The 18,955-nt window shown below is 72.6% G+C and carries 14 protein-coding genes; 4 read left to right on the forward strand and 10 right to left on the reverse strand.

Annotated features, from left to right (window positions below; translation table 11 throughout):
• Positions 1-9 precede the first annotated feature (9 nt).
• The 3 genes from ACWEQL_RS05600 to ACWEQL_RS05610 all read right to left on the reverse strand — a co-directional run bounded on the left by ACWEQL_RS05600 (position 10) and on the right by ACWEQL_RS05610 (position 3,007).
• A complete protein-coding gene (locus ACWEQL_RS05600) occupies positions 10-612 on the reverse strand; it encodes a hypothetical protein (protein WP_452148869.1) in 603 nt (200 codons plus the stop codon).
• Positions 613-729: 117 nt separating this feature from the next.
• Positions 730-1,698 carry a tRNA (adenine-N1)-methyltransferase gene (locus ACWEQL_RS05605; protein WP_452148870.1) on the reverse strand — a complete coding sequence of 323 codons (969 nt, stop codon included), beginning with the start codon at positions 1,696-1,698 and terminating at the stop codon, positions 730-732.
• Between the two features lie 79 nt (positions 1,699-1,777).
• Positions 1,778-3,007, reverse strand: coding sequence for a site-2 protease family protein (locus ACWEQL_RS05610; protein ID WP_452148910.1), 1,230 nt, complete (start codon positions 3,005-3,007; stop codon positions 1,778-1,780).
• A gap of 226 nt (positions 3,008-3,233) precedes the next feature.
• Between ACWEQL_RS05610 and ACWEQL_RS05615 the strand changes: the two genes are divergently transcribed.
• Both ACWEQL_RS05615 and ACWEQL_RS05620 read left to right on the forward strand, forming a co-directional pair.
• Positions 3,234-4,166 (forward strand): RecB family exonuclease, encoded by a 933-nt coding sequence (locus tag ACWEQL_RS05615; RefSeq protein WP_452148871.1) that lies wholly within the window; start codon positions 3,234-3,236, stop codon positions 4,164-4,166.
• A complete protein-coding gene (locus ACWEQL_RS05620) occupies positions 4,167-4,838 on the forward strand; it encodes a response regulator (RefSeq protein WP_452148872.1) in 672 nt (223 codons plus the stop codon).
• Positions 4,839-4,955: 117 nt separating this feature from the next.
• Here the strand turns inward: ACWEQL_RS05620 and ACWEQL_RS05625 are convergent, their stop codons facing one another.
• The 3 genes from ACWEQL_RS05625 to metH form a co-directional block, all read right to left on the reverse strand.
• Entirely contained in the window at positions 4,956-6,557 is a 1,602-nt protein-coding gene (locus ACWEQL_RS05625; protein ID WP_452148873.1) for an ABC transporter substrate-binding protein, read from the reverse strand.
• Positions 6,558-7,069: 512 nt separating this feature from the next.
• Positions 7,070-7,774: an HAD family hydrolase gene (locus ACWEQL_RS05630; RefSeq protein WP_452148874.1), complete on the reverse strand. Its 705-nt coding sequence runs from the start codon at positions 7,772-7,774 to the stop codon at positions 7,070-7,072.
• A 145-nt stretch (positions 7,775-7,919) separates the two neighbouring features.
• A complete protein-coding gene (gene metH / locus ACWEQL_RS05635) occupies positions 7,920-11,426 on the reverse strand; it encodes a methionine synthase (protein WP_452148875.1) in 3,507 nt (1,168 codons plus the stop codon).
• A 144-nt stretch (positions 11,427-11,570) separates the two neighbouring features.
• Here metH and ACWEQL_RS05640 point away from each other — a divergent pair, with 144 nt between their 5' ends.
• Complete coding sequence (locus tag ACWEQL_RS05640; protein WP_452148876.1) at positions 11,571-12,680, forward strand: hypothetical protein; 1,110 nt, start codon at positions 11,571-11,573, stop codon at positions 12,678-12,680.
• Positions 12,681-12,743: 63 nt separating this feature from the next.
• Here the strand turns inward: ACWEQL_RS05640 and ACWEQL_RS05645 are convergent, their stop codons facing one another.
• Positions 12,744-13,250, reverse strand: coding sequence for an SRPBCC family protein (locus tag ACWEQL_RS05645; protein ID WP_452148877.1), 507 nt, complete (start codon positions 13,248-13,250; stop codon positions 12,744-12,746).
• 386 nt (positions 13,251-13,636) lie between these two features.
• Here ACWEQL_RS05645 and ACWEQL_RS05650 point away from each other — a divergent pair, with 386 nt between their 5' ends.
• Positions 13,637-14,590, forward strand: coding sequence for a PAC2 family protein (locus ACWEQL_RS05650; RefSeq protein ID WP_452148878.1), 954 nt, complete (start codon positions 13,637-13,639; stop codon positions 14,588-14,590).
• Between the two features lie 110 nt (positions 14,591-14,700).
• Here ACWEQL_RS05650 and mshC read toward each other — a convergent pair whose 3' ends face one another.
• From mshC to ACWEQL_RS05665, 3 genes are all read right to left on the reverse strand, one after another.
• The gene (gene mshC / locus ACWEQL_RS05655; RefSeq protein ID WP_452148879.1) at positions 14,701-15,930 is read right to left on the reverse strand and encodes a cysteine--1-D-myo-inosityl 2-amino-2-deoxy-alpha-D-glucopyranoside ligase; all 1,230 of its coding nucleotides are present in this window, start codon (positions 15,928-15,930) and stop codon (positions 14,701-14,703) included.
• Between the two features lie 195 nt (positions 15,931-16,125).
• A complete protein-coding gene (locus tag ACWEQL_RS05660) occupies positions 16,126-16,332 on the reverse strand; it encodes a cold-shock protein (RefSeq protein ID WP_030312377.1) in 207 nt (68 codons plus the stop codon).
• A 317-nt stretch (positions 16,333-16,649) separates the two neighbouring features.
• Positions 16,650-18,824 (reverse strand): MMPL family transporter, encoded by a 2,175-nt coding sequence (locus ACWEQL_RS05665; protein WP_452148880.1) that lies wholly within the window; start codon positions 18,822-18,824, stop codon positions 16,650-16,652.
• Between the last annotated feature and the right edge of the window lie 131 nt (positions 18,825-18,955).

Here is an 18,955-nt window from a genome sequence, read left to right on the forward strand (position 1 = left end):
CGGCCGTCATCAGGCCCGGTCGATCGGGGCGGTGGTCTGGGAGCGGTCCCAGCCGCCGCCCCGTCGCTTCCAGGTGACGTCCAGTGAGATGTCGGGGGCGGCCCGCGGCACGTCCTCGCTCGAATAGCCCTGGGCGTGCGCGGTGACGGCGCCGTCGGAGCGCAGCGCGAGCCGTCCGACCGTCAGGTTCTCCGTCTCGGGCAGCAGGGTGGCCAGGACCACCGGGGCGCCGTCCGGGGCCGGGGCGGGGCCGAGCAGGTAGACCGCGTCGGGCGGGGTGCCGTTCTCGGCGGCGCAGTGCGCGGCGACCACGGTGCCGGGCCGGCCGTCGCCGAGGTCGGCGGTCAGGGCGATGGCCACCTTCACCGGGAACGGGCCGCACTCCAGCGGGAGCCGGGCCTTCGCCGGGTCGGGGGCGGCGGCCGCGGGGAGCGCCTTCGGGGTGCCGCGCAGCGGCTTCGGCGTGCCCTCGGCGGGGCTCGCGGCGAGCGCGCCCGTCACCACCGCGGCGCACCCGGCGGCCACCAGGGCCCAGTGCCGGGGGGCGCCGCCGTACGGCGACCTCACCCGCTCGCGCCGCCCGTCCCTCGACGTCCCGACCGCGCTCTCCACCAGGCGTTCCCCTCCAGTGGTCCGTGTGAGCGAGCATCGTCCCACACCCCGGGGCCGGACGTGCGGGAGGGGCGGTACGGATCGGCCGTACCGCCCCTCCCCGGGACGTCCCGCGGGTCAGCCCTGCTCGGACGGCCCGTTCTCGCCCTCGGCGGCGCGGGCGGCGGCCCGGGCCGCGGCGCGCTCCTGGAGCGTGGGCTCCGGGGTGGCGCCGTTGTCGTAGTCCTCGCCGTACGCGCCCTTGGCGGGGCGGCGGCGGCGCAGCGGCGGCTCGACGCCGTCGGCCAGGCGGCGGGCGGTGAGCAGGAAGCCGGTGTGGCCGATCATCCGGTGGTCCGGGCGGACGGCCAGGCCCTCCAGGTGCCAGGTGCGGACCATGGTCTCCCAGGCCTGCGGCTCGGTGAAGGTGCCGTGCTCGCGCAGCGCCTCGACGGTGCGGGACATCTGCGTGGTGGTGGCCACGTAGCAGCAGATGAGGCCGCCGGGGACGAGCGCCTTGGAGGCGACGTCCAGGCACTCCCAGGGGGCGAGCATGTCGAGGATGACGCGGTCGACGTCGGACTCCACCAGGTTGTCCTGGAGGTCGCCGACGGTGAGCTTCCACGCCGGGTGCGGCCCGCCGAAGTAGCGCTCGACGTTGCCCTTGGCGATGTCGGCGAAGTCCTGGCGGCGCTCGTAGGAGGCGAGCATGCCGGTGTCGCCGACGGCGCGCAGCAGGTAGGTGGAGAGCGCGCCGGAGCCGACGCCGGCCTCGACCACGCGGGCGCCGGCGAAGATGTCGGCCATCGCCAGGATCTGCCCCGCGTCCTTGGGGTAGATCACGGCGGCGCCGCGCGGCATGGACAGGACGTAGTCGGGGAGCAGGGGGCGCAGCGCGAGGTACGGGACGTTCCCCGTGGTGCGCACGACCGTGCCCTCGGGGGCGCCGATCAGCTCGTCGTGGGGGAACGCACCCTTGTGGGTGTGGAACTGGTTCCCGGCCTGGAGCGTGAACGTGTAGTGGCGGCCCTTGGGGTCGGTCAGCTGGACCTGGTCCCCGACCTGGAAGGGCCCGCGTCGGCGGGTGGCACCGGTCGGTTCGGACATGCGCCCAATCCTAACGGTCCGGGCAGGTCGCGCCGACCACGGTGATCATCCCGGCGCCCGGCCGCCGTGCGGGGCGGGGTCAGCCGCGGCCGGTGACGGCGGCGGTGAGGCGCCGCTCGATGTCGGTGAGCGCGGCCACGCCGAACACCCGGCCGTCCTCCTCGACGACCAGGTACTCCCCGGCGGGGGTGGCGCGCACCGCCCGCAGCAGGTCCTCGCCGGTGAGGTCGGCGGCCAGCCGCAGGCCCGGTTCGAGGTCGCGGGCGAGCGCGCCGACGGCGACCCAGGGGCGGCGGTGCTCGGGCACCGCCCGTACGGCGGACTCGCGGACCAGGGCGACCGGTTCGCCGCGGCCGTCGACCACCACGACCGCGCCGGCCTCGGCCTCGCGGGCGCGGCGCAGGGCCTCGCCGAGCGGGGTGTCGGCGGTGACCTCGACGGCCCGGCGGGCCAGGTCGCGCAGCCGCAGGCCGGGCAGCGCCTCCTTGAGCCGGGCGTTGCGCAGGCTGCCGCCGGCGCCGTTCCAGATGATCGCGGCCAGCACGGCGGCGAGCACCGCGTCGATCATGGTGTCGGTGGTGCCGCGGTCGGCGCCGCGGGTGGCGGAGAACAGCGGCAGGCCGATCAGCACCGCGATCGCCAGCGCGCGTCCCGCCCAGGCGGCGGCCACGGTACCGGCCATCGGGCGGCCGGTGACCGCCCAGACCAGGGCGCGCAGCATCCGGCCGCCGTCCAGCGGCAGGCCGGGCAGCAGGTTGAAGGCGGCGACCACCAGGTTGGAGACCATCAGCCCGGTGAGCAGCACCCCGGGCACGGTGGCCAGCTCCACGGCCTGCAGGGCGAGGTAGAAGAGGCCGCCGAGGACGAGCGAGAGCAGCGGGCCGACGAAGGCCAGCCAGAACTCGCGCCAGGGCCGCTCGGCCTCCTTCTCGATCTCGGAGACGCCGCCGAAGAACTGCAGCTGGATGCGGCGCACGCCGAGCCCGTAGCGCAGCGCGACCAGGGTGTGGGCGAGCTCGTGCACCAGCACGGAGGCGTAGAAGGCCACCGCGAAGGAGAAGGCCACCAGGTAGCGGGTGCCGCCGAGCTCGGGCAGCACGCGGTCCAGCTGGCCGCCGAAGACCCAGGTGATCAGCGCGGCGATGACGAACCAGGAGGGCGTGACGTAGATCGGCACGCCGAAGGGGCGGCCCATCAGGATGCCGCCCGGCCGCTCCGGCTCCTCGGGCGGCCGCGGGCCCGGCCGGTCGCCGCCGCCGGTCGGTGGCTGGTCGGAGGTCTGCCGACCCCTGCTGTCGCTCACCGTGATCCCTTCAGATCGGTCCCTCGTCGTGCACCGCGCGCCGGTGCGCCCACGCTACGTGATCCCGGGCGCCGGCGCGGTGCGCGCCCCTCCCACTGCCCTCATACCCGCTGCGGGGCGCCGCGAGCGGCCTTGCCGGCACCACCTCGGCGGCACCTCGGCAACGGTCGGGTGACGACGGGGGCAGTACGGTGGCAGCGAGATGACAGCGAGGACCAATAGGGTCAGGGGCATGCACGAGACCGACCAGAGCACGGCCGGACGCCCCCCGGTGGACGGCACGCCGCCCGCACCGGCCCGGAGCGCCGCGGCGCCGACCGGACTGTCCCCGTCGCGTGCCGGGGACTTCCTGACCTGTCCGCTGCTGTACCGGCTGCGGGTGATCGACCGGCTGCCGGAGCCGCCGAGCTCCGCGGCGACCCGCGGCACCCTGGTGCACGCCGTCCTGGAGCGGCTCTTCGACAGCCCGGCGGCCGACCGGACGCCGGAGCGGGCGCTGGGCCTGCTGCGCCCGCAGTGGGAGCGGCTGCTGGGCGAGCGCCCGGAGCTGGGCTCGCTGTTCCCGGACGACCCTGACGGCGGCGCGCTGGCCCGCTGGCTGGCCGACGCCGAGAAGCTGGTCACCCAGTGGTTCCGGCTGGAGGACCCGACCCGGCTGCACCCGGTGGAGCGCGAGCTGTACGTGGAGACGGCGCTCGACTCCGGGCTGCTGCTGCGCGGTTACATCGACCGGGTGGACGTCGCCCCCAGCGGCGAGGTGCGGCTGGTCGACTACAAGACCGGCCGCGCGCCCTCGCGGGACTTCGAGGGCAAGGCGATGTTCCAGATGAAGTTCTACGCGCTGGTGGTGTGGCGCTGGAAGGGCGTGATCCCCAAGCGGCTCCAGCTGGTCTACCTCGGCGGGGGCGGCGACGTGGTCTCGTACGACCCGGACGAGGCCGACCTGCTGGCGGTGGAGCGCAAGCTCCGGGCGCTGTGGGAGCGGATCACGCTCGCGGTCGCCACGGGGGACTTCCCGGCGACCCGCAACCGGCTCTGCGACTGGTGCGACCACCGGGCCAGCTGCCCGGAGTTCGGCGGCACTCCCCCGCCGTACCCGCTGCCGCTGGCCCGCAGGTCCGACGATGGCGATCCCACGGGGGATCCGATGAACGAGGAGTCCTAGGTGACGATCCGAGTGCTGCTGGTCGACGACCAGCCGCTGCTGCGCACCGGCTTCCGGATGATCCTGGAGGCCGAGTCCGACCTGGTGGTGGTCGGCGAGGCCGGCGACGGTCAGCAGGCGCTGGACCAGGTCAGGGCGCTGCAGCCCGACGTGGTGCTGATGGACATCCGGATGCCGCGGATGGACGGCGTGGAGGCCACCCGCCGGATCGCCGGCCCGGGCCGCGACGGCCCGGTGAAGGTGCTGGTGCTGACCACCTTCGACCTGGACGAGTACGTGGTGGAGGCGCTGCGCGCGGGCGCCAGCGGCTTCCTGCTCAAGGACGTCCCGGCCGAGGAGCTGGTGCAGGCGATCCGGGTGGTCGCGGACGGCGCCGCAATGCTCGCCCCGAGCATCACCCGGCGACTGCTGGACATGTACGCCACCAAGTTGCCGTCCGGCGACGAGGCGCCGCCGCAGGCGCTGACCGCGCTGACCGAGCGGGAGCTGGAGGTGCTGAGACTGGTGGCGCGCGGGCTGTCCAACGCGGAGATCGCGGCGGAGCTGTTCGTCAGCGAGACCACCGTGAAGACCCACGTCGGCCACGTGCTGACCAAGCTTCAGCTCCGCGACCGGGTCCAGGCGGCGGTGTACGCCTACGAGAGCGGCCTGGTGCGCCCCGGCACGCTGTAGCAGCCCCGGACATGACGGTGGCCCGTCCGTTCCCCCTGCACCCTGGGGGACGGGCGGGCCACCGTGCTGAGGGTGACGCTCCGGCGGGCCGGCACGGTTGCGCCGGCCCCGCGCGGGCTACTTGCCGACGCGGCTGATCTCCCAGAAGCGGAAGACGCCGGTGGTGTCGACGGTGGACTCCACGCCGGTGATGTTGCTGCGGGAGGCGTAGAAGGACTTGTTCTGGAACAGCGGGATCATCGGCACGCCCTCGGCGACGATGTTCTGCATCTGCGCGTAGGTGTTGGCGGTGGCGGCGCGGTCGGCCTGCTTGAGGCTGTCCGGCACCAGCTTGCCGCTGATCCGGGCGTCGTCCCAGCCGTGGTGGTACGCGCCGCCCTCGACGACCAGCGGGGCCACGTAGTTGTCGGCGTCCGGGTAGTCGGCGCTCCAACCGATCATGTACGCCTGGTACTTGCCCTCGGTCCAGGCCTTCTTGTAGACGTCCCAGTCGGCCTCCTGGTTGACCGTCACCTGGAAGAGGCCGCCGTTCTCCAACTGCTTCTTCAGCAGGTCGGTCTCGGCGCCCTCGGCGCGCGAGCGGGACCAGGAGAGGGTGATCTTCACCGGCATCTGCACCTTGGCGGCGCTCAGGATGGCCTTGGCCTTGGCCACGTCCTGGTCGCCGTAGCGGTCGAAGAAGGCGGTGTTGTGGCCGACCACGCCGGCCGGCACCACCGAGTACAGCGGCTGGACGGTGCGGGCGTAGACGTCCCGGGCGAGGCCCTTGCGGTCGATCAGCTGGGCCGCCGCCTGGCGGACGGCCGTGTTGCCGGTGACCGGGTCCTTGGTGTTGAAGACCAGGTAGCGGGTGGCGTTGCTGTCGCCCTCGACGACCTGGAGGTCGTTCTTGCCGCCGAGCTGGTCGGCGCGGATCTGGGCGGCGGCGCCGGGCTCCAGGCCGTCGTCGGCGAGGTCGACCTCGGACTTGTCGAGCGCGGTCTTCAGGTCGGAGGCCTTCTCGAAGTACCGCAGCGTGAACTTGGAGTTCCGGGTCTTCTCGTCGCCGCCGTAGTTCTCGTTGGGCAGCAGGACGACCTTGCTCGGGCCGTGCTCGGTGCTGTCCATCGAGTCGACCTTGTAGACGCCGGAGCCCACCAGCTTGTCGTTGGGCAGCAGCTTCTCGGCCGGGTAGACCTCCTGGTCGACGATCGCGCCGGCGGGGCCGGCCAGCTTGGCCGGGAGCACCGCGTCGGGCTGCGAGAGGTGGAAGACCACCTCGGTGTCGTTGGGGGCGTCGACCGACTGGATCGAGGCGAGCAGACCGGCCGGACCGTTGGGGTCGTTGATCTTCTTGGTGCGCTCGATGGAGAAGACCACGTCGGAGGAGGTCAGCGCGTGCCCGTTGGAGAACTTCAGGCCGGAGCGCAGCTTGCAGTGGTACTGCTTGGCGTCCCCACCGGTGAACTCGCAGGACTGGGCGGCGTCCGGGGCCGGCGTGGTGGACGCGGCGGGGAACTTCAGCAGCGACTGGTGGGTGTTGCGCAGCAGCAGCCAGGAGCCGTTGTCGTACGCGCCGGCCGGGTCGAGCACGTTGGTGACGTTGGTGCTGCCCATGATGATCGACTTGCCGCCGTCGCCCTTGACCGCCTCCGTGACCGAGCCGCAGCCGGTCACCGCGGCGGCGACCAGGCCGGCGCAGCCGAGTACTGCCAGTCGTCGTTCAGCGGAAGTCTTCACGGGTCGCGTCCTTCTCGATGCGGGCCGGTGGGGCCGGTGACCCGCGAAGGGTGCGTCTCCGGGGATGGGGAGGCGCGCGCGGGCCGGATGCCCTGCCGTAGGACCGGAGGCATGACGGGGTTGCCCGTCAGCGACGCAGGCGCGGCAGGTGGTGGGGGGTGGAACTGGAGTAGCGTGCCATATCGAACACGTACGACCGATACCCGTGCAGATGACGTTTGGGAAACGTGCTGACAGGGCATCTCGGGTGGCTCTTCGAGTTGTCAGCCAATGCCCGATTTCTCCCCGGACACCCCCCACCGTGGGCATATGCCAAGCCCTTACCGGCGGGTAGGAAGTCACCGCAATGAGACGATAATCACACCAGGCGGGCCTGAGGGGCCTGTCCAAGGGTGGAGAACGCCGTTCCGGATCGTGAGAACTCCCCGGTTCCGTCCCGGTTCGCCCCGCCCGCGCGGGGCCCTGTTCGGCCCACCCGCGCGGACCCGGCTCAGACCCGCGCGGGCCCCGGCTCAGACACGCGAGGCGACCAGCGAGCTCAGCAGTTCGAGGTCCACCTGCTCCAGCGACGGCAGCACCAGCCGCCCGGGCGCCGGCTCGATCGCCGCCACCGACGGGACGGCGATCACCGGGCAGCCGGCCGCCTCGGCCGAACGGACCCCGGTCGGCGCGTCCTCCACCACCACGCAGCGCGCCGGCTCGGCGCCCAGCCGGCGCACCGCCTCCAGGTACGGGTCCGGGTGCGGCTTGGTGCGCGGCACCTCGTCCCCGGCGACCGAGAAGGCGAAGTGGTGGGTGCCGACCGAACCCAGCACGATGTCGATGATGTGCCGGTGCGAGGCCGACACCAGCGCGGCCGGGATCCCGTGCGCGGCCAGCGTGTTGAGCAGCCGCTCGGCGCCCGGCATCAGCGGCACCCCGCCGCCCAGCAGGTCCACGAAGCGCTGGTTGATCAGCACCGTCAGGTCGGCCGGCGCCAGGTCCACCCCGGTGGCCGCCAGCAGGTAGTCGATCACCCGGCTCATCGGGCCGCCCACCACCTGGGCGCGGTCCTTCTCGTCGAGCGCGTACCCCAGCTCGGCGAAGAGCGAGGCCTCGGCCTGCCACCAGAGGTCCTCGGTGTCGACCAGCGTCCCGTCCATGTCCAGCAGCACCGCCTGGAGGCCCCGGCCGTCGCCGTGACCGAGGGACCGGGTGGCGGTGGAGATGGTGGTCATGGCGGGGATCCTTCCGTCCGGGCCGGGTCGGGCCGGCCCCGGGGATGGCACGGGCCGGCCCGCTGGTGAGCGGACCGGCCCGTTCAGGATGATCCAGGATACGCCTGGTCCGCCGGAAAGGAGCGAACGCAGCGCGTCGTGCGCGTTACCGCGCGTTGAAGTACTTCGCCTCCGGGTGGTGGATGACGATCGCGTCGGTGGACTGCTCGGGGTGCAGCTGGAACTCCTCGGAGAGCACCACGCCGATCCGCTCCGGCTTCAGCAGCTCGGCGATCTTGGCCCGGTCCTCCAGCTCCGGGCAGGCCCCGTAGCCGAGCGAGAAGCGGGCGCCGCGGTACTTCAGCGCGAACATGTCCTTGACGTCCTGCGGGTCCTCGCCGGAGAAGCCCAGCTCGTAGCGGACCCGGGCGTGCCAGAACTCGGCCAGCGCCTCGGCCAGCTGCACGGACAGGCCGTGCAGCTCCAGGTAGTCCCGGTAGGAGTTGTTGGCGAACAGCTCGTTCGCCGCCTCCGAGATCCGGTTGCCCATGGTGACCACCTGCAGGCCCACCACGTCCCGGACGCCCGACTCCTCGGGGCGGAAGAAGTCCGCCAGGCAGAGCCGGCGCCCGCGCCGCTGGCGCGGGAAGGTGAAGCGGGTGCGCTCGGTGCCGTCCTCGTTGAAGACGATCAGGTCGTCGCCCTTGGAGTTCGCCGGGAAGTAGCCGTAGACCACGGCCGCCTCCAGCCAGCCCTCGGTCTGCAGCCGGTCCAGCCACATCCGCAGCCGCGGCCGGCCCTCGGTCTCCACCAGCTCCTCGTACGAGGGGCCCTCGCCGCTGCGCGCCGCCTTCAGACCCCACTGGCCCTTGAACAGCGCGTCCTCGTCCAGCCAGGAGGCGTAGTCCGCGAACGGCACGCCCTTGACGATCCGGTCGCCCCAGAACGGCGGCGCCGGAACGGTGTTGTCCACCGTGACGTCCGAGCGGATCTGGCCGAGGTTGACCTCCTCCGGCTCCTCGACCTCCACCCGGGCGTGCCGGCGCTGCTTGAGCTCCGGCAGGGTCGCGCCGGGCACCCCGCGCTTGACCGCGATCAGCGCGTCCATCAGCCGCAGGCCCTCGAAGGCGTCCCGGGCGTAGCGGACCTCGCCCTCGTAGATCTCGTGCAGGTCCTGCTCGACGTAGGCGCGGGTGAGCGCCGCGCCGCCGAGGATCACCGGGTACTCGGCCGCCAGCCTGCGCTGGTTCAGCTCCTCCAGGTTCTCCTTCATGATCACGGTGGACTTCACCAGCAGGCCGGACATCCCGATGACGTCCGCCCGGTGCTCCTGCGCGGCGTCCAGGATCGCCGAGACCGGCTGCTTGATGCCCAGGTTGACCACGTTGTAGCCGTTGTTGGACAGGATGATGTCGACCAGGTTCTTGCCGATGTCGTGGACGTCGCCCTTGACGGTGGCGAGCACGATGGTGCCCTTGCCCTCCGAGTCGGACTTCTCCATGTGCGGCTCCAGGTGCGCCACCGCGGACTTCATCACCTCGGCGGACTGCAGCACGAACGGCAGCTGCATCTGGCCGGAGCCGAACAGCTCGCCGACCACCTTCATCCCCGACAGCAGCGTGTCGTTGATGATCTCCAGCGCCGGACGCAGCGTCAGCGCCTCGTCCAGGTCGGCCTCCAGGCCGCCCCGCTCGCCGTCGATGATCCGGCGCTGCAGGCGCTCCTCCAGCGGCAGCGCCGCCAGCTCCTCCGCCTTGGACGCCTTCACCGAGGCCGAGGAGACGCCCTCGAACAGCTCCAGCAGGCGCTGCAGCGGGTCGTAGCCGTCCCGGCGGCGGTCGTACACCAGGTCCAGCGCCGCCTCGCGCTGCTCCTCCGGGATCCGGGCGATCGGCAGGATCTTGGAGGCGTGCACGATCGCCGAGTCCAGGCCGGCCTCGACGCACTCGTGCAGGAACACCGAGTTCAGCACCACGCGGGCGGCCGGGTTGAGACCGAAGGAGATGTTGGACAGGCCCAGCGTGGTCTGCACGCCCGGACGGCGGCGCTTGAGCTCGCGGATCGCCTCGATGGTCTCGATGCCGTCGCGGCGCGACTCCTCCTGACCGGTCGCCAGGGTGAAGGTCAGACAGTCGACCAGGATCGAGCCCTCGTCGATGCCGTAGTCGGCGGTCAGCTCCTCGATCAGCCGCTCGGCGATCGCCACCTTGCCCCCGGCGGTGCGGGCCTGGCCCTCCTCGTCGATGGTCAGCGCGATCAGGCCGGCGCCGTGCTCGCGGGCCAGCGAGGCGATCCGGCCGAAACGCGAGTCGGGGGCGTTGCCGTCCTCGTAGTTGACCGAGTTCAGCACCGCGCGGCCGCCCAGCGCCTCCAGGCCGGCGCGCAGCACCTCCGGCTCGGTGGAGTCCAGCACGATCGGCAGGGTCGAGGCGGTCGCCAGCCGGCCGGCGATCTCCTTCATGTCCGCCACGCCGTCCCGGCCGACGTAGTCCACGCACAGGTCGAGCATGTGCGAGCCGTCCCGGATCTGGTCGCGGGCGATCTCCACGCAGGCCTGCCAGTCGGCCGCCAGCATCGACTCACGGAACTTCTTGGAGCCGTTGGCGTTGGTGCGCTCGCCGATCGCCAGGTACGAGGTGTCCTGACGGAACGGCACCGCCTGGTAGAGCGAGGCCGCCGAGGGCTCCGGACGCGGGTCGCGCGCCGCGACCTCCCGGCCCTGGACCCGCTCGACCACCGCGCGCAGGTGCTCCGGCGTGGTGCCGCAGCAGCCGCCGACCAGCGACAGGCCGTACTCGCGGGTGAAGGTGTCGTGCGCCTCGGCCAGCTCGGCCGGGCTCAGCGGGTAGTGGGCGCCGTCCTTGCCGAGCACCGGCAGGCCCGCGTTCGGCATGCAGGACAGGCCGATCCTGGCGTTCTTGGCCAGGTAGCGCAGGTGCTCGCTCATCTCGGCCGGACCGGTGGCGCAGTTCAGGCCGATGTAGTCGACGCCCAGCGGCTCCAGCGCGGTCAGCGCGGCCCCGATCTCCGAGCCCAGCAGCATGGTGCCGGTGGTCTCCACGGTCACCTGGACCAGCAGCGGCAGGTCCAGGCCCGCCTCGGCCAGCGCCTGCTTGCAACCCAGGACCGCGGCCTTGGTCTGCAGCAGGTCCTGGCTGGTCTCCACCAGCAGCGCGTCGGCGCCGCCGGCGATCAGGCCGGCCGCGTTCAGCCGGAAGCCCTCGCGGAGCGTCTCGTACGGGGCGTGGCCCAGCGTCGGCAGCTTGGTGCCGGGGCCGATCGAGCCGAGCACCCAGCGGGTGCGGCCGTCGGCGGCGTGCTCGTCGGCCACCTCGCGGGCGATCCGGGCCCCGGCCTCGGACAGCTCGAAGATGCGCTCGGGGATCTCGTACTCGCCGAGCGCGGACAGGTTGGCGCCGAAGGTGTTGGTCTCCACGCAGTCCACGCCCACCGCGAAGTAGGCCTCGTGGACGGAGCGGACGATGTCGGGCCGGGTCACGTTCAGGACCTCGTTGCAGCCCTCCAGCTGCTGGAAGTCCTCCAGGGTGGGGTCCTGGGCCTGGAGCATGGTGCCCATCGCACCGTCGGCCACCACCACGCGGGCGGCTAGTGCTTCGCGCAATGCGTTCGCGCGGCTCTGGTGGGCGCTGGACGGGACGGCTGCAACGGCCATGGGGCTTCTCCCTGGGTGCGACGGCTGTCGGCTTTGCGTCCCCGCTTGATCGGGGACGCACGTGGCCAGGGTATCCGCCCCGGCCCCACGGGTGAGGGGGCATTCCGTATCCTGAGCGCTCGGCCGAGATCGGGGGGTACACGGATGGCGGTTTTCCGGGCTGGACTGCGGAGCGCGGGCGGGGTCGTACGGCGCTGGGGCGGGGCCGTACGGGGCTGGCCGGGCGCCGCCCGCCGGCGCTGGCGGGGCTGGTCGCGGTGGCGGCGGGCCCTGGTGGTGACGGCGCTCCTGCTGGCCGTCCCGGTGGCCACGCTCGGCAGCGCCGCCCTCGCCCTGCGGCTGCAGTACGTCGGCGACCCCTCCCCCGAGGCCCGCACCCGCGGCAAGGACGCGGTCTGGCTCGGCCACGCCTGGGTGGACGGCCGCAAGGGCGACGCCGACATCGCCGCGCTGGCCCGGCTGCTCGCCGGGACCGGCGTCCGCGACCTGTACGTGCACACCGGCCCGCTGGAGCACGACGGCAGCCTGCCGGCCACCGCGCACCCCAAGGCGCGCTGGTTCACCGACGCGGTGCACCGCGCCCTGCCCGGCATCCGGGTGCAGAGCTGGCTCGGCGACGTCGTCCGGCCGGAGAAGGACGGACTGGACCTGGAGGACCAGGCCAGCCGTGACCGGGTCACCGCCGCCGCCCGCCAGGTGCTCGACCAGGGCTTCGACGGGGTCCACTTCGACATGGAGCCGATCCGGCCCGGCTCGGCCGGCTGGCTCGCCCTGCTCGACCAGGTCCGCCCGGTGACCCGCGAACGCGGCGCCCAGCTGTCGGTGGCCGCCCCGCAGATCGACCCGGTCCCCGGGCTGCACACCGCCGGGATCGCGCTCACCGACCACGGCAAGTGGTGGGACCAGGCCTACTTCGCCGAGACGGCCCGCCGGGTCGACCAGATCGCGGTGATGACGTACGACTCCAGCATGCCCACCGCCTCGCTCTACGGCGGCTACAACGCCCTCCAGACCGAACTCGCCCTGGAGGCCACCCCGGAACACGTCGACCTGCTGATGGGTCTGCCCTTCTACTGGGAGGACCGGTGGGGCCACTGGGGCCACGCCGAGACCGTGGCCGACGGCATCCGCGGCATCCGGCTCGGCCTCGGCCGCGGCGACCTCGGGCGCAGGAACTTCGGGGTGGCGCTGTACGTGGACTTCGCGGCGACGCCGGAGAACTGGGCCGACTACCGCGAGGGCTGGGTGCGCTGACCCCGCCCGGACCTGGTCCGGCCCGGACCCGGGCCGGGCCTGGGCCGGGCCGGGCCGGGCCGCTCAGGCCGCCAGGCGGTGGGCGAGGGCGTCCAGGTAGCGGTGGATCTCGCGGTCCTCGCGCATCAGGTAGTGGTGGACGAAGCGGTAGAGCGGCCTGCGGATCTCACCGCGCTCGGTGATGGTCAGCGAACTGCCGGAACCGGCGGGCGTCAGCACGCTCGTCCAGGTGCCGCCGTACGGCAGCTCGGGATCCGCGATGCCGGTCACCAGCAGGTGCGGGGCCTCGCTCTCCAGCACCTCGTACGTGGTGTGGCCGTGCCGGTCGTACTCGCGCCAGCGCACCTGCGCGCCGGGGGCGGGCAGGCGCTCCACGTGGGTCAGGTTGCGGCGCCAGGCCGGGTACAGGTCGATGTCGGTCATCACGTCCCAGACCGCGCCCGGGGGCTGCGCCAGGTCGAGTCCGCCCTCCGTGACGTGCTCCACCGGCAGCCGGCGGCCCGCCGCCACGGCGAGTGCCGCCGCCCCGGCCAGTACGGCACCCGCGCCGATCCACAGCCATCCGCTCATCAGCCCGACTCCTCACACCCGTCGGCCAGGCCCCGTCTCCCATCATCACCCCGCCGGGGAGCGGGGGCACGGGAAGAGGGGACGGGCGCACGGGAAGCGAGGGGTGGGGGCCAGAGGCGGGGCCGGGCGCGCGGGAAGCGGGGGCCGGGCGGGCCCGTCCCGCGGCCTGGCGTGATAACCACTGGATCGGGCCGCCCCGCTCCCCCAGACTGTCCCGGTGCCGGCCGCCGTGCGCTTCAAAGCCCGTAGGCTGGGCAGGTAGGGACCATGGGGCGAGGCGTTCCATGGGTGACGAGAGGTTCGACAGTCGGCGGCTGGCCGCCCGGCGACCCGGCAGGCCCGTGCGGGCCGGGCAGGGCCGTTCGCCGACCGGAGGGAGACGCTGGGTGATCGAGCTGGAAGATGTTCCCGAGTTGATCGACCCGGTCATGGTCTGCGCCTTCGAGGGCTGGAACGACGCCGGGGACGCCGCCTCGGCGGCCGTGGCGCATCTGGACGAGACCTGGGGCGGCAAGGTGTTCGCCGCCCTGGACGCGGAGGACTACTACGACTTCCAGGTCAACCGGCCGACCGTCTGGCTGGACGGCGGCATCCGCCGGATCACCTGGCCGACCACCCGGCTCTCCGTGATCCGGGTCACCGAGCCGAAGACCCGGGACCTCGTGGTGGTGCGCGGCATCGAGCCGAGCATGCGCTGGCGCTCGTACTGCAACGAGCTGCTGGCCTTCGCCCACGAGCTGGGCATCGAGCTGGTGGTGATCCTGGGCGCGCTGCTCGGGGACACCCCGCACAGCCGTCCGGTGCCGGTCAGCGGGGTCACCTCGGACCCGGAGCTGGCCCGCCGGCTGGACCTGGAGGAGAGCCGCTACGAGGGGCCGACCGGGATCGTCGGCGTGCTCCAGGAGGCCTGCACCCACGCCGGGGTGCCGGCGGTGACGCTCTGGGCGGCGGTGCCGCACTACGTCGCGCAGCCGCCGAACCCGAAGGCCACCCTGGCGCTGATCAACAAGCTGGAGGACCTGCTGGACCTGCGCATCCCGCCGGGCGAGCTCAACGAGGACTCCCGCGCCTGGCAGCTGGGCGTCGACCAGCTGGCCGCCGAGGACAGCGAGGTGGCCGAGTACGTCCAGCAGCTGGAGGAGGCGCAGGACACCGCGGAGCTGCCGGAGGCCTCCGGTGACGCGATCGCCCGCGAGTTCGAGCGCTACCTGCGCCGCCGGGAGAACGTCGGTCCGACCGGGGAGAAGCCGGTCGCCGGGCACGCCACGGCGGAGCGTCCGCCGGCCGAGCCGGAGACGCCGAACGCCCCGAAGGAGCAGGACGGCGCCGAGGAGGACTGAGGCCGTCCCGCCGGGCACCGGCGGAACGCGGAAGGGGTGTCAGGAGGCCGGGCCTCCTGACACCCCTTCCGCGTCACCTCTCCGGCGGCCGGCGGTCTACCGATCGGGCGTCAGAGCGCCACGCCGAGCAGCGCGTCCACCGTGCGCGAGACCAGGCCGGGCGCGCCGATGTCCTCGCCGCCCTCGGCCTCCTGCAGTGCGGCCCAGCGGTCGACCGCGGCCAGCGCGGCGGGCGCGTCGAGGTCCTCGGCGAGCGCGGCGCGGACCTCGGCGAGCATCGCCCCGGCCGACGGGCCGTCCGGGCGGGAGACCGCGGCGCGCCAGCGGGCGAGGCGTTCGACGGCCTCGTCCAGGGTGGCCTTGGTCCACTCCCAGTCCGCGCGGTAGTGGTGCGAGAGCAGGGCCAGGCGGATCGCGGCCGGGTCGACGCCCTCGCGGCGCAGCGCGGAGACGAAGACCAGGTTGCCGCGGGACTTGGACATCTTGTGCCCGTCCAGGCCGACCATGCCGGCGTGCACGTAGGCGCGGGCGTAGGGGTGGGCGCCGGTGGCGACCTGGGCGTGGGCGGCGCCCATCTCGTGGTGCGGGAAGGAGAGGTCGCTGCCGCCGCCCTGGATGTCGAAGGACATGCCGAGGTACTGGAGGGCGATCGCGACGCACTCGATGTGCCAGCCGGGGCGGCCGTGGCCGAGCTCGGTGTCCCAGGCGGGCTCACCGGGGCGGGCGGAGAGCCAGAGCAGGGCGTCCAGCGGGTGGCGCTTGCCGGGGCGGTCCGGGTCGCCGCCGCGCTCGGCGAAGACCGGGGTCATCGCCTCGCGGGTGAGGCCGGAGACCTCGCCGAAGCGCGGGTCGGCGTCCACCGAGAAGTAGATGTCGCCGTCCAGCTCGTACGCGGCGCCGTCGGCGAGCAGCTTCTGGACCAGCGGCACGATCCACGGGATGGACTCGACGGCGCCGATGTAGTGGGCCGGCGGGAGCAGCCGCAGGGCGGTCATGTCCTCGCGGAACAGGGCGGTCTCGCGCTCGGCGAGGGCGACCCAGTCCTGGCCGGTCTCGACCGCCCGCTGGAGCAGCGGGTCGTCCACGTCGGTGACGTTCTGCACGTACAGGACGTCGTGTCCGGCGTCCTTCCAGACCCGCTGGGCGAGGTCGAAGGCGTTGTACGTGGCGGCGTGGCCCATGTGGGTCGCGTCGTAGGGGGTGATGCCGCAGACGTAGATCCGGGCGGTGCCGTCCTGCGGCACGACCTCCCGGATACCGCCCGTCGCGGTGTCGTGGATACGGAGCGGGAGCCCCTGACCAGGCAGGGCGGGAACGTCGGAGGCGGGCCAGGCATGCATGGCACCGACTTTAGCCGTGCGAACATTTGAAAGCCTAACCAACAGGAAAGATCGACTGGATTCGTGGCCCGATCGCCTTCCGACTGATAAGGACCGGCCATTGATGCCTTCCGGAAGGTGTTGCTCCGCCCGGGGGGGAATAAACGGCGCCCCGGAGTCGCCGCGCGCTGTCGCGCGTCAGTCCGAGGACTGACGTCAGCCGATGACGCGGATGTTCTCGGCCTGCGGGCCCTTCTGGCCCTGGGTCACGTCGAACTCCACCTTCTGGCCCTCGAGCAGCTCACGGAAGCCCTGGGCGGCGATGTTCGAGTAGTGGGCGAACACGTCCGGGCCGCCGGTCTCCTGCTCGATGAAGCCGAAGCCCTTTTCGCTGTTGAACCACTTCACGGTGCCGGTAGCCATAACCGTCTCCTCTAAAACTGGGGCATCAGGGCCCACACCTCGTGGACCCGAGTAGCCGCGATCCCCATCCGGAGACTAAAACACCGGACAAAACAAATGCGCCTGTTGGTTGGACCAGCAGGCGCACACAAACGTTCATGGGAACCAAAACTGCAACTGCTTCGACTGTAGCACGACGTCACCCCGACTGACCGGGGAGTTTCTGCCGACCACGTCACGTTTGCGGCCCCCGGAACGAGGGCACGCGGCGCCCGCCGAAGCGGACGCCGCGCGCCTGTCACTGCACCGGGGCGGTCACGGCCGCCCCCTCCGGACGGTCAGCGCCGTCCGGCCGGCTCCGGCACGCCGTGCGTACCGGTCAGCGGGGCCGGGCCCGCCTGGGGGCCGGCGCTGTCGCCGTGGCCGGGCCACCAGGCGGCGCGGCCGATCAGCGCGGTGAGCGCCGGGGTGAAGAAGAGCGCCATCACGAAGGCCGCCAGGCCGATGCCGAAGGCCATCGCGAAGCCGAACTCCAGCATGAAGACGTTGCCCGCGAGCATGAAGGTCGCGAAGGACGCCGCCAGGATGAACCCGGCCGCCGCGACCGTCGGACCGCCGTGGCGCAGCGCCTCGCGGGCCGCCTCGCGCGGGGTGCGGCCCTCGCGGGCCTCCTCGCGCAGTCGGGCGATGATCAGGATGTTGTAGTCGGTGCCGATCGCCACCACGAAGAGGTAGATGAGGATCGGCAGCATGAACATCAGGCCCGTCTCGCCGCCGATGTTCTGGAAGATCAGCGTGGCGGCGCCGAGGGTGGCCGTGAAGCCCAGGCCGACCGAGGCCATCAGGTACCACGGGGCGACCACGCTGCGCAGCTGCAGGGCGAGGATGAGCAGGATCAGCAGACCCGCGATCGGGAAGACCAGCTGGTAGTCGTGGGTCATCGCGAGGTTGATGTCCTTGTAGACCGCGGTCAGACCGCCGACCTTGGCCTCGGTGCCGGCCGGGGCCTGCGCGTGGGCGACCTCCCGCAGCTCGGTGACGGTCTCGATCGCCTCGTTGCTGGCCGGCTCGTTCTTGAGCAGGACGGTGAACTCGGCGGTCGCGCCGTCGGTGCTGACCTGCGGCTTCGACGCGGCCTGCGCCACGCCGGGCACCGCGCCGAGCTTGGCCGCGTAGCCCTCGAAGACGGCCGGGTCGAGCTTGGCGCCGTTCTTGGCGGACAGGTAGACGTGGCTCGGGTCGGCGGCGCCGGCCGAGAAGCCGTTCATCAGCTTGTCCTGGACGACCATCGACTCCTTCTCCTTGGGCATGGAGCTGCCCGCGAGGTCGAAGGTGCCGGTGTAGCCGAGGGCGGCGGCCGACAGGGCCAGCAGCACACCGCCGGAGGCCACCGCGACGACGCCGGGGCGCCGCTCGACCATGCGGCCCATGGCGGTGAAGCGGGCGTTGCCCGGCTCCTGCATCCACTTCTTGCCGGGCCAGAACACGCCCTTGGCCGGGATGACCGCGAGCAGCGCCGGGGCCAGGGTGAGCGAGGCGAAGGCGGTGACGACGACCGCGATGGCCAGCGCCGGGCCGAGGGCCTTGAACATGCCGAGGCTGGAGAGGATCAGCACCGCGAAGGCGACGGTGACCGCGCCGGCGGCGGAGGCGATGGCCTCGCCGACCCGGCCGACCGCGTTGGCCACGGCCTCCTTGCGCTCGTCACCGGCGCGCAGGCGCTCGCGGTAGCGGAACGCCAGGAACAGGAAGTAGTCGGTGCCGACGCCGAGCACGACGACGATCAGGATCGCCGAGAGCACCGGGGTGCTCTCCAGGTTGAACGCCTTGGTGGCGTACGCGATCGCGCCGTTCGCGGTCGGCATGGCGAACATCAGCGAGACCAGCAGCGGCAGGATGCCCGCCAGGATGCTGCGGAAGATGATCCCGACGATGATCGCGACCAGCACGACGGTGGACATCGCGATGAGGGCGTCGGCCGAGCCGGAGGCCTCCTTCTGGTCCAGCGCCTGGCCGGCCTGACCACCGACCTGGAACTTCAGGTCCGTGCCCTCGGCGAGCTTCTTGCCCTCCTCGCGGAGCTTCTTGGCGGCCTCGCCGAACTCGTCCGACTGCTGCGTCGACTTGTCGATGGCGATCGGCGCGAGGGCGTACTTGCCGTCCTTGGAGGTGCTCTGCTCGGACGCCGGGATGATCTTCTCGACGTGCTCGATCTTCTTGTCGGTCAGCCCCTGGACGACCTTGGCCATGGCGGCCTTGTCGGCGTCGTTCATGGCGCCGCCGTCCTTGCGCTCGAAGAGCGCCAGGGCGGAGGGGGTGAAGCTGGACGGGAAGGCCTTCTCCTGGACCATCGAGGCCTGGATGGACTCGTAGTGCTTGGGGAGGAACGCGGCCTCGTCGGTCTGGGCGTTGATCTTGGGCGCGCTGATCGCGATGGCGAGCATCGCGACGACCCACCCGGCGATCACCCACCAGGCGCGACGGACGACGAAGTGTCCAAGTCGGTGGAACATGCTCGTGATGCCTCCTGGGCATGGTTCACCGCAGCCCTTGGGGGACGGGACGCCGGGCGACGGATCGGGAACCGGCCGGGTCGCGGGCAGCGCGAAGCGCCCGCTCCCTTGCCGGTCGGCAGGTAAGTGAT

Source organism: Kitasatospora sp. NPDC004240, from assembly GCF_053603215.1.